Source organism: Candidatus Angelobacter sp., assembly GCA_035607015.1.
Taxonomy (GTDB): domain Bacteria; phylum Verrucomicrobiota; class Verrucomicrobiia; order Limisphaerales; family AV2; genus AV2.
Genome location: DATNDF010000236.1, coordinates 1 through 11,394, shown reverse-complemented (window position 1 = coordinate 11,394; position 11,394 = coordinate 1). Strand labels below are relative to the sequence as shown.

The window sequence follows — 11,394 nt, the reverse complement described above, 5'->3', positions numbered from 1 at the left end:
CTCCACAATGGGCAGAAAAGTCATTCAGCGAAAATGTAACCGCGTTTCCCGTCGTCACCCGGCGTCGTTTCTACGATCTTGATGGCAAGCAGCCGGCCGCTTACGGCACCGGCACAGGAGATCGAAGCGCGGCCGCATCCTTGCGTGACGTTCTTCCTCGGAACCTGCCGATTCTGACCGAATCGAAACGTTGAGTTGCGGCCCAGCGAAAATCGTTCAGCAAATGGCGGCGCGCCCACCAGACACCGAAGAAAAAATCCGTTGCCAGGCCGATCCCAAGCCAGAAATAAATCGTAAATCGAACGCCGGGTTGAAACGGACGCCCGGCGACGAGCGGCCACAAAATACCAAGCACGAACAACCCGACGTAAAACGTTGCCCACGGCAAAATGAGCACACGACCGATCGTGCCCAGGATGGCGCGGTTCAGATTCCGCGCCGTCAATCCCAGCCACATGCCCACCCATCCCAGCGCCATCAGATCAACCACCAGCATGACCATGTTCACGAGCACGATGCGAGCGGTGTACTGTTGCCGCAGGACCAGGAATTCGCAGACCAACACAACCAGAACGGGTTTGGCGAACTGCCGCCGGAATGCGAGCCATTGACCACACAACATCTCGCCCGTCGTGAGCGGCGTGGAAAGCAGCAGTTCGAGCGCGCCGATGCGACGGTCGTCCGCAAGGCGCGTGCACGCTTCCGAAACGAGCCACAGCTTCAGGAACGTTTGGAACAAAAAGAGCGTGGCGATCATGACGTTTTTGTCGAACATCGTGTCGCCGTATTTGAACCAGCCCCAAATCCAGGTCGCGGTCACCGACACGACATAAAGCCAGACGTACCACGGCTTCCCTCGTTCGCGACTTACCAGCCACAGAAACGGATTGATGGCAAGCAACCGCACGCGGTGCCTTCTTCGCTTCTCCGCCCGGCCATAGGCCCATTGTTCCATGCGTTCACGCTGCCGGTCCAGTTTCGAGTTCGCGGCCCGCCCCTGCCAGATGCGCGGCAGAATGCGGCTCGCCAGCAACAGCATCAGCCAGGCCGACAAATGAACCAGTGATAAAGACCACCAGAAGCTTTCCGGAGGAAGCGCAATGAACGACGTAAAAGCTGCGGATTTGGTAACAACGTAGCCGAACGCATAAATGGGGCTGACTGCGAGAATCGGCCAAACGTCTGTGGGACCGTTGAACAGGCCCGGAAAACTCATGCCGGCCACGAACGTCAGGACAAACGGCACAAACGCCGCCAGCAACACCACCAGCACCGTGGCAAACATGGCCTTCCGCTCGTTGCGGCTCAGCGTGGACACGAAAACGCCTGAAGCCAGCGACAGGAAGATGGTATTCAGCAGCACCAGCGCGGATTGCCACAATTCCGTGGCTGTCACACCTCCGAGCTGTACCGGCAGCGACATCACCGGCAGAATTGCGACCAGCGCGTAAAGGGAAGTCACCGAGGTCGCCGCCAGTTTGCCGAAGACCACGTCGTGCCCTTTCAAATCGGTCAGAAAAAGGAGTCCGAGTGTTCCTTCCCGTTTTTCCTCGCTCAGACAATCCGCTGTCAACCGCGCTCCGATGAACAGGCAATAAGCGAAGGCCAAACCGAACAACGCTCGAAATAAATAGCGCCCGTGAAGCGCGGACGGCGCGCTTTGCAAAAAGGACAACATCATCCATCCGAACACGACGATCGCCACCAACGCGGCCACCACGCGCATCCGGTAAGTGGCGCGCCGTCGCGCGGCCACGCGCAACTCTCGCTCAACGATGGGCAGGACTGTCATGAGATTCAAAGTGTTCCGTCGGAATGTTCATGAGAATGCGCCCTTTACAAAAAGTTCGTTTCACCAGTTGCAACCGCAGTTGTGCCAGGGCCACTGCGGCCGCGCCGCACTGCAATGTCGCAAGCAGGATTTCCATGCGCAGCGCATGGTGATACCTCATTCGCGGGCCGGGTTCGCCCGTCATTTGGACCAACCATTCCGGTATCATGACTCCAATCAGAGGACAAGGCGGGGATCTGGAAATCACGTGGAAACGGCATGACGATAGAAAGAATTCGATCAGAGAGTATCCAAAGCAAGGAATGCATGGTCTCCAGATCGGGCGGCATCGTCCCACTCCGCACGCGTAATGCGCATTCTGCCACACACAAATCACTCATGAATTGCAGCCCGACCGACCGGGCGTAGTACCCGATGACCCGGCATTCCGAATACAGCCGTTCGTCGCGGGCAGGTGGTGTCACCGGCTGCCAGCCGGTGAAAATCGCGGAACAAACCCGTGCTTCGCCTCCGCGCCACCACACGCAACTCGCGCCCGACAATAGGCAGGAAGGTCATTTATCCCTGGCCTTTTGAATCATCCCCACGGAACAGAACGTAAGCTGCCATTGATCGATTCGACGACTTGACTGATTCACGTTATCGCCGACACCGGCTACTGCGTCTCGCCCCGTGTTACTCGCATGAACACTTCCTCCAATCCAAGTTCTTCCTCCTCCAGGCCGATCAGTTTCACGCCGCCGCTCACCAGAGTGTCGGCGACACAACCCGGGTCTGTGTCGTGGTCGTTCAGCGTCACCTTGAGCCTGCCTTCCGCATGTTCCACCTGGTTGATTTCGGTGCGAGCCTTGAGCAATTCAACCGCCTTTGCTTCGTCGCCCACAATTTTCACCCAGAAAACACGGCCGACAGCCATCTGGTCGCGCACGCCCTGGGCTGGTCCGGTGTATATCAGCTTTCCCTTTTCGATGATGGCGACCCGATTGCAGAGAGTCTCCAGCTCGCTGAGAATGTGCGAGGAGATGATGATGGTTTTGCCCATCTTCTGAAGTTCCTGAAGAATCGCCATCATCTCGATGCGGGCCCGGGGGTCGAGGCCGCTGGCCGGCTCGTCGAGCAGCAACAGAGCGGGATCGTGGATCAGCACGCGGGCGAGGCCGAGTCGCTGTTGCATGCCGCGGCTCAGCGCACCGATCAGCGCGCCTTTCTTTTCACTGAGTCCGACGAGTTCGAGCACGTCATTGACCGTTTTTTCGCGCTGTGCAGAGGGGATTTTGTAGCACGCGCCAAAAAAATCGAGATACTCGGTTACCTCCATGTCTTTATACACGCCGAAGAAATCGGGCATGTACCCGATGACATGGCGGACGGCGTCCGCGTCCCGTACCACGTCGTGCCCCAGCACTTGAGCGGTGCCACTCGACGGCGAAAGAAAAGTCGCGAGGATGCGGAGTGTCGTGGTCTTGCCGGCGCCGTTCGAACCGATGAATCCGAAGAGGTCGCCGCGATTGACGGTCAGATTCAGCGCGTTGAGCGCGATCATCGAACCGTACACCCGCGTCAGCGCGAAGGTTTGGACAGCGGGAACGTTGCCCGCAGGAGGAGTGGTTGTGGACATGGTGGAAAGAGGCGGTTTAAAAGTTCACAGTCTGGGCTGCGCGACCGGCACAGCCAGACGCAACAAGGTGTCGCGGTGGCTCCGAGCGGTCTTGAACCGGTTCAGGGAACCGTTGGCAGGCGCGTGTCCGGGGTCCCACGCCAGCAAAACCGCGTCACCGCGCTCGACCACCGGCGTCAAATCCAGTCCCGCCGGACAGACGATTCCACGCGGATTCTGATATGGACCGACGTTCATCATCTTGGAAGCGAATGAAATCGCGGCCAGGCTCGTCGCATTCACTTCCAGTCGCCGCGACGTGTCGTCGCCAAAAGCCCTCTGCCGGCTTACGGCGGCCGCCTGAAACTGAACCGCGCTCTGCATCACGAAATCGCCCAGCGACATTCCGCTCTGCTCCACAGAAAAGGTGGATATTTTGTTCGGTGGAAGATTTCCCAGCATATAAACGCGCTCGCGAACAACGAGCCGGAGTTCCTTCAACTCGCGATCGAGGTGGTTCTCAACGGTGACCTGCCAGATCCTTCCCCGGGCTTCAACCGTCGCGCTGAACGGGTAATTGCCCGGCTGCACCCAATCGCTTACAAACAACTGGCTGGTCCATACTGGAACGTAAATTTCAGCGTCAAATCCCTTGTCGCGTTGAAGCACATCTGCGCGGCTTCCCTCTTGTCCGCCGCTGGAGAAGCCCATCATCTCCCCCCGCAACGTTGCCTGCGGCTGCTCGCCAACGACCTTGTAACGGGCGTTGACCGGAGAATAGACCGAGGCGTAGGTGCGCCCGCGCCATTCTGCCGTTTCCCCGTGCGGCAGAATATCGACGACATGGAGTTCATTCCATTCCGTCTCGCCGGCACGGAGCTTGTATCCGATGTAATAAATCAGGAGGGAAAAGAGCGCGACGTAAACCGGAAAAGTCACCCAGGTCAGCATCTGCTTGTTGGCGCGTTTCAGGCAGTATTGATCCACGGGACCGATCACCAACAGGTAAACCACCAGCAATAACAGCAGCCATTGCACCGGCAGCTTGCGCACCTGGCGGCTGTCAATCATCGCGCCGAAGACACCGTCAACGCTCCAGCCTCCGTACGAATTCAAGTAATCCGGGCCGAACCAGCTCGGCGGAACCGAGGCGAGTTTCGCCCAGAACCATTCGCGGTTTTTCCACGACCGGAACGGTTCGCGCTCGGGGCTGAACATGAGGACCGTGATATGACCGCGGCCGCGCTTCGCCGAGACAATCAATGGCGTTCCCTCGAGCGCCAGCACGGTCTTGCCGTCGCGCATGGTCCCCGTCGCCACCGGGAACTCGACCTGCTCGAAATCAGCCTCAGGCACGAGCCAACTGGCGGGATAGGCCACGTCACCGACCGGTCGGGATGGCACCGCCGACCGGGGCCGCTGATTCACCCGCTGAGACGAGGACCGGTAAGAGTCAGCATCCTGTGTGTCACCGGTGCTCAACCATTGGACTATCTCGCGGTTCGACTTGAGCGAGACTGTGCCGGTCAATCCGCACGGCAGCAATGGACGCAACCAGGGGGTGGCGTTGACATCCGAGGGCTGCTCCACGCCGACAATGAGATGCCCGCCTTCATGCAGCCAGGCCAGCAGGGCCGCCGCCTGGTTCACCTTGAGTTCAAGCGCTTTTTCTGAGTTCAGATAGATCGTGTCGAGTCCTTCAAGGGCGATCGGGGTATCCGGATATTGCTCGATGGGCAGTCGTACAACCAGCGGCTGCATCGGAGAACGATTGTTGTTGTTCTTGAGTTCCGGAAATTTCGGGAGACCACCAAAAGTCCGCGATGAAGCGCCCAGCAAGATGCTTTCCCAGGCCAGACCGCGCGGGCGGAGGCCGTTCTTCTCCGCAAGCACCTTGCCGCGCTCGTTCACCAGACGGGCGTCCCAGGTCGAGTAAGTGGTGGAACCGGCGAAGGCGGGAATGACGAACCGTTTCCTTGTGTTGGTCGGCAATTCCACCGCCACGCGCCGCGTTTGGCCACCACCCATCTGTCCCGAAGACAATTCAAACATCGCGTTTAACGGCGGGCCGTCGTTCTGCACTTCGACGGCCACGGGAAACCAGTTCGCTTCACGCGCGACGCCGTCCATGCCCGTCGGCTGCCCGCCGTAGCCGATGAACACATCGAACTGTAACTCCGTCCGCGTCGGTGCCGCCAGGCTCACACCATAACAGAACGCGATAAATCCTGCGGCAAGACAGCGCGAGCGCCAGCGGGACCCACACTTTGCCGTCCTCGTCTCGTCGATTCTGGCCTGGCGTTGGGGTGTGGGCTCCATACTGTGTCTGCGTGTTCCCTCAGCGTATAGTCCGCCAGAGAGACGGAAGCAATGCCGAACTGTTTTCATGTGCCGCAGGCAATCCGGTGCTTCGACTGGCATCCCCGCTCTTCCGCTCAATCTTCACACGTTTGACAACGCGCGCTCCATCACCCTCACGAAAAATCACAAGCTTCCTTCGATCCCCGCCGCTGCGGCACGTTGCTAAACGTGGGCTGGAATGAAGATTGCCCGGCTCGTTACCGGATCTGCACTCCACCCATCGGCACGTGGCGGCGAACGGCGGTGCGGTCAAAAGCGTTCTTCACTCAATCCCCGAGCAACATCGTCGGCTTGTTCTGATCGTCGCCAAGTTTGAAACGGGGGATGGCCTTCAAAGAAAAGGTCGCCGCAACACCGTAGTCAGTTGGGCCGATACGGTTTTCGCGAACGCGAAAGGTCAAAGCCGCGGTCCAGCTTCTGAAGTCGCGATAAAGTGTGTAGTATTGTTCCTCCAGCGTACCGTCTCGCGCCTCGAAACGGTGCAACACGTGCCCGGCCCAGTTCTCATTGAATCGATAATAGAAGCTGCTCAAGAACGTGTTATTGCCCGAATCCGGCCCCAGGAGCGGGTCGCTGCGCAAATACCGATGACCGACCGACCAGCTCCATACGCTGTTGGGGGACAGGGTCAATGTGTGGTTTGCCTCCCGCCACTGGCGGTCATTAAGGTCGAAACGGGTTTCCGAATTGAAGGTGATCCACGAGCGGGGTTTGAAGTCGAGGTCGGAGTAGAGATCGGCGAATGTGTTCTGGTCCGGGCGTGGTTTGATGCGCCAATCGGTGAACAACGACCAGTTGATGAGATTCTCGACGCCGTCGTGCCGTTTGGTTTGCAGTTTATTCAGCAACCCGATTCGGAGCACGTTTTCACTGTCAACGGAGTCAATCGAGTTATAGTCCGGAAAATCCACCGGCAACAGGCGCAATGTTTGCAATTCGCTGTCGAATTGCGGCAGCTGAGGCGGCGCTTTGTTCGGCGTTGGCACATAAACATAGTTCAGCGACGGCTGGATGATGTGACGGAGACCATCGACGTCGAAGAGCCCGTTTTGTGCCCCTTGCCACAGCCGGGAGGCTTTCAATGACACCTCAGCGCCTGTGTTGAAGACCCAGCGTTGCTGTTCTCGATTCGTCTGCCCGAATCCATCCACCTCGCCATAATCGGTGAATCGTCCCCCTACTCGTGGAGTCAGATTCAACCAGCCGAAGAACGTCTGTGGCAGGAGCAGTTGATGGAATGTGTCCGCGCGGGTCGCGGAAAAATTGTTTGTCCAATCGTTGGCGTATGTGTGGCGGAACCAGCCGACGGAACTCTCACTTTCGTAGTAGAAGGGAGAAACGCCCAGCTGTTGCCGTTCGCCCGTAAACTTCACATCAGGCAGTCGCTCAATCGTCTCAAAAAAATCGTTTACGCGCGGCTGAGCGAACACGTCCAGACTGAAGTTGGACCAATGCTGATGGATCTCGGCGAAAGAAGCGGGCTGAGTGTTGTCACGGTATTCCGTTTCAAAGAAGTCCCGCGCCACGAATGGGTCGCTCTCCTGCCGCAGGACGACAGCCGCCGTCAGGTTCGTGCGGATGGTCACCTGATGGGCGAAATCCAGCCGGTAACGCTCCCGATCGATCGGCAGGCCGTTGGTCGAAGACACGAAATAACCGTTGGTGAGCACCATGAAACCCGGCAGGTGATCGTGCAACAGGTAGTACCTCACCGTTCCACTGCCAAGTTCGCCGGCATCATAAAACGCGTCCGGTCCTCCTCCAAATCCGCGTTTCGACCGGTAATCCGCGTGCAACGAGCCGTAGAGTTTTTCATTCCAATACCAGTTGTACGCGCCCAGCAAATACGGCCCGTAGGCGCTGCGATAACCGGGGGTGAAATCAAAACTGCTCTGGCGCCGGTCAAAATTCCGCCGGTAGTAGGGAAAGTAGAACACCGGAACGCTCCCGAAATAGAGCACGGCGTCGCGGGCCACAAAATACTTTCCCGGAACAATCGTCAGGCGGCGGGCGCACACACGGAAGCCTGGCGTTTCGACGTCATCGGTCGTCACAAACGCGTTGGTAGCGCTGTAACTCATCTGCTTTGCGTCCACACCATAGCTCCGGCCCGGGGCGTTCGTCGCGTTATCGACGGCATTCGTGGAGTTGTGAACGCGCTTCGAAGGAGTCGCAGCCAGACCTTCACCCGTGGCGAAAAACGGGCTTTTCCCGGTACGAAAACGTCCCGTGCTCATCTCTCGAGTGAAAAAGTTGTATTGTACGTGCTCGCCGCGCCAGACTTGATTGTCATATTGCAAATGGACCGCGCCCTCGGCGACCACGTTGGTTTCGTCCAGTCGCGCACTTTGCGCACTCAGGACGGCCCCTTTGTAGCGAATCACAAAGTCGTTTGTGATGACGCACACGCCCTTTTCATAGTTGTATTCGATTTCCCCCGGTTTGACTGCCTCAATGTCAATTGTCTCGGGATCACCCGTTTTTTCTTCGGCAGCCTCCGACAAAAGAGGCGCCATCAACAAAAAGCACAGGGGAATGGAGAGCAGCCGTTTCATCGGGCGCGCACAGCTAAACAAAACGAATGACGTCTTGCCAAGCGGCATTTGTCCGGACCGACCGCACTCGAGCCGTCGGTCGTGCTCGACTGCTCTCAGTTTCTGACGAATTCAACCTCCAGACCGAATTGCCGGAACAGGTTGGCCAATTGGAGGCGCGCCCTCGCCTCGGCGTCACCTTGTATGCCGTTAAATCGCGCCGACCGCGCCAGATCGTCCACCGCCTGGCGGCGGGCGCTTTGTTCGAGATCTTTGTCGAACGCGCGCAACAGTCCCGTTGCACGATCCACCACACGAGTCTTCTGGTCGTCGAGATAGACGTCAGTGATTCTGGCCGGAGGCAGTTTGACAAGGACCTTGTTTCCCTGGACACGCACGTCGTCCGGCCTGAGTTCCTGCAAATCCACTCCTGCCTTCACGATCCCGTGAGCCACGAGCAAGACGCGGTTTTCACCATACCACTTGACGTCTTCCAGAATGACGACTTTTTCGAGTACGTATTTGACTGTGACCAACTCCGAAAGTGTTTGGACCTGTTTGAGGATCGTCGCAGTATTTTGAATTTTCGGAGGCGTCCGAAAAAGAGGTTGTCGGATCCAGAGCAACGCGCCAAACAGCACCACGCCTGCGGCAATCGCCAGCAAAAGTCCGACAATGACAAGCCGCGTCTTGAGCATGGACGACTATAACTTTTCGACCCGCGGACGCAAAGACTAGATTGCCGCCACGAGCTGGTTTCGCTAGGCTTCGTTCATGAGTTCGTTTTTGGCCGGCCAGTTCCCAACCTATCGCCCCCGACGCCTGCGACGATTCCCCGCCTTACGCCGCCTCGTCTCCGAAACACGTCTGGGCGCCGAACAATTGGTCCTCCCGTTGTTTGCCCGATCCGGACGCAGAGTGCGGCGGCCGGTCGAAGCAATGCCCGGGGTCTTCCAACTTTCGCCGGACGAACTGTTGCGGGAAGCCGTGCGCGCACACGCAGCGGGCGTTCCGGCCGTGTTGTTGTTTGGAATCCCGGATCGAAAGGACGAACGCGGATCCGAGGCTTATGCCCGCGTTGGAGCAGTGCAACAGGCCGTGCGCCTGCTGAAAAAAGAACTGCCCGAGCTCCTCGTCATCACTGATGTCTGTCTCTGCGAGTATATGAGCCACGGACACTGCGGAATCGTGCGCCGCGACAAATCCGGCGTTCGCATCCTGAACGATCCTACATTAAAATTGCTTGCCCGCACCGCCGTGAGCCACGCCGAGACGGGCGCGGACCTCATTGCTCCCAGTGATATGATGGACGGCCGCGTTGGCGCCATTCGCGCCGCTCTTGACCGAAATGGCTTTATTGAGACACCGATCATGTCTTACGCGGCCAAGTTTGCTTCGGCATTCTTTGGGCCGTTTCGTCAGGCAGCGGAATCCGCGCCGAAATTCGGAGACCGACGCAGCTATCAAATGGACCCGTCGAACGCCGACGAGGCGCTGCGCGAAGTCGCCCAGGACATACGGGAAGGCGCCGACATCGTCATGGTGAAACCGGCGCTCGCATACCTTGACATCGTCCATCGCGTCAAAAAGGAATTCGGCCACCCGACCGCCGCCTATGCGGTGAGCGGAGAATACAGCATGGTTAAGGCTGCTGCCGCCCGTGGCTGGATCGATGAACGCGCCGTCGTACTGGAAAGTCTGCTGGCCGTCCGGCGCGCGGGGGCTGATATCCTGATCACTTACGCCGCCCGCGAGGCGGCGCTGTGGTTGAAGGAAGGCGGGATCTGAAAACCGATCAGGTCTTCAGGCGAAGATAAGCCACAATCAACACCGCGATGATCAGCACGACCAGCACGGTTCCAACCGCGATAAAAATCCTGTTCGCCTTGTTGCTCTTCTTGGAAAAGCTGGCGCTCGTTTCGAAATTCATCGGGCGCGTCCCCTTGTCGAGGTCCTGCGCCTTGATGCCAATCACCATCGTTTTTTCCAACGGTTTCTTTGCCGGCGCGGCCGCGCCACCTGCTGTCCCTGCGCCTGATTCCAGACGCATTTCAACCTGGCCAAGCCGGAGGATTTGACCGGGCTTCAAAGCGGCCTCGGTGACCTTTTCACCATTGATGAAAGTGCCGTTGGTGGAATTGAGGTCCTTGACGACGATGTCGTTGCCCCGTTGAACCAATTCGCAGTGATGACTGGAAACGGAAGCCTCGGCGATCTGGAAGGCGTTGTCTTCAAGACGTCCGATGGTGGTTTTGTCCACCTTCAGTTCGTAGGTCAATCCGGTCAACCCTTCGCTGAGCACAACAAGTTTCGCCATAGGCTGGTTGGTTCGGAGCATTATCCTGACCGCTCACGTCAAGTCAAACTGTTTGTAGGTCGGAGGACGTCCGAAGGGATCACTGACGTTCAATCAACGAGCGAAACTCGTCGAACAACGGCGTCGAGTCGTGTGGCCCGGGCGAAGCTTCCGGGTGATATTGCACGCAAAACACGGGCTTGGTCCTGTGGCGCATGCCCTCGACGGTCTGGTCATTCAAATTGACGCGATTGACGATGATGTCCGATGACAGTGTGTCAGCGTCAACCGCAAATCCGTGGTTTTGCGAAGTGATTTCAACCCGTCCGGTCTCCAGATTTTTCACCGGCTGGTTCGCGCCCCGATGCCCGAATTTCAGCTTGAAGGTTCTCCCTCCAAACGCCTGGCCAAGTATCTGGTGGCCCAGGCAAATGCCGAAAATCGGAATGCCCTTTCCCACCAGATCGCCCGCGGCCCGCACCGCATAAGGAAGCGCCGACGGATCACCGGGGCCGTTGGAAAGAAAAATCCCCGCAGGTTTGTGTTTGAGCGCTTCGACCGCGGGCGTTGACGCGGGTACGACCTGCACCTTGAACCCGCGCTGGCGCAATCGGCGCAGGATGTTGTATTTCATCCCGAAGTCATAGGCGACGATTGGAATGTCAGCCGGCCGTAATGGAACGCGAACGGCGCGAGCGTCGCCCGCAGAATTCCCCCGAATAAGCTCGAAATTCCCGCTGTGCTTGTCGTCCGGATCCCAGAGAAACGTGTCCTTGTGAGTCACCTCGCGAACGTAATCGACGCCAACAAGCCC

The 11,394-nt window shown here is 58.2% G+C and carries 8 protein-coding genes; 1 reads left to right on the top strand and 7 read right to left on the bottom strand.

Annotation, left to right across the window (positions count from 1 at the left end):
* Positions 1-100: 100 nt before the first annotated feature.
* The 5 genes from VN887_09750 to VN887_09730 form a co-directional block, all read right to left on the bottom strand.
* The gene (locus tag VN887_09750; protein HXT40295.1) at positions 101-1,792 is read right to left on the bottom strand and encodes an ABC transporter permease; all 1,692 of its coding nucleotides are present in this window, start codon (positions 1,790-1,792) and stop codon (positions 101-103) included.
* A 655-nt stretch (positions 1,793-2,447) separates the two neighbouring features.
* Positions 2,448-3,410, bottom strand: a complete 963-nt coding sequence (locus VN887_09745) for an ABC transporter ATP-binding protein (protein ID HXT40294.1) — start codon at positions 3,408-3,410, stop codon at positions 2,448-2,450.
* Positions 3,411-3,434: 24 nt separating this feature from the next.
* Positions 3,435-5,708 (bottom strand): hypothetical protein, encoded by a 2,274-nt coding sequence (locus tag VN887_09740; protein HXT40293.1) that lies wholly within the window; start codon positions 5,706-5,708, stop codon positions 3,435-3,437.
* Between the two features lie 308 nt (positions 5,709-6,016).
* Complete coding sequence (gene lptD, locus VN887_09735; GenBank protein HXT40292.1) at positions 6,017-8,305, bottom strand: LPS assembly protein LptD; 2,289 nt, start codon at positions 8,303-8,305, stop codon at positions 6,017-6,019.
* Positions 8,306-8,400: 95 nt separating this feature from the next.
* Positions 8,401-8,982 carry a DUF4230 domain-containing protein gene (locus tag VN887_09730; protein ID HXT40291.1) on the bottom strand — a complete coding sequence of 194 codons (582 nt, stop codon included), beginning with the start codon at positions 8,980-8,982 and terminating at the stop codon, positions 8,401-8,403.
* A gap of 76 nt (positions 8,983-9,058) precedes the next feature.
* On the opposite strand from VN887_09730, the gene hemB reads away from it, so the two are divergent.
* Complete coding sequence (hemB, locus tag VN887_09725; protein ID HXT40290.1) at positions 9,059-10,072, top strand: porphobilinogen synthase; 1,014 nt, start codon at positions 9,059-9,061, stop codon at positions 10,070-10,072.
* A gap of 7 nt (positions 10,073-10,079) precedes the next feature.
* Here the strand turns inward: hemB and VN887_09720 are convergent, their stop codons facing one another.
* The gene (locus VN887_09720) at positions 10,080-10,601 is read right to left on the bottom strand and encodes an FHA domain-containing protein (protein HXT40289.1); all 522 of its coding nucleotides are present in this window, start codon (positions 10,599-10,601) and stop codon (positions 10,080-10,082) included.
* 79 nt (positions 10,602-10,680) lie between these two features.
* The coding region (locus tag VN887_09715; GenBank protein HXT40288.1) for a carbamoyl phosphate synthase small subunit at positions 10,681-11,394 on the bottom strand (714 nt) is incomplete at its 5' end.

Bases quoted from the DNA above. Each gene is read 5' to 3' on its own strand.
- VN887_09750 (HXT40295.1), bottom strand. From the start codon at position 1,792: ATGACAGTCCTGCCCATCGTTGAGCGAGAGTTGCGCGTGGCCGCGCGA.
- VN887_09745 (HXT40294.1), bottom strand. From the start codon at position 3,410: ATGTCCACAACCACTCCTCCTGCGGGCAACGTTCCCGCTGTCCAAACC.
- VN887_09740 (HXT40293.1), bottom strand. From the start codon at position 5,708: ATGGAGCCCACACCCCAACGCCAGGCCAGAATCGACGAGACGAGGACG.
- lptD (HXT40292.1), bottom strand. From the start codon at position 8,305: ATGAAACGGCTGCTCTCCATTCCCCTGTGCTTTTTGTTGATGGCGCCT.
- VN887_09730 (HXT40291.1), bottom strand. From the start codon at position 8,982: ATGCTCAAGACGCGGCTTGTCATTGTCGGACTTTTGCTGGCGATTGCC.
- hemB (HXT40290.1), top strand. From the start codon at position 9,059: ATGAGTTCGTTTTTGGCCGGCCAGTTCCCAACCTATCGCCCCCGACGC.
- VN887_09720 (HXT40289.1), bottom strand. From the start codon at position 10,601: ATGGCGAAACTTGTTGTGCTCAGCGAAGGGTTGACCGGATTGACCTAC.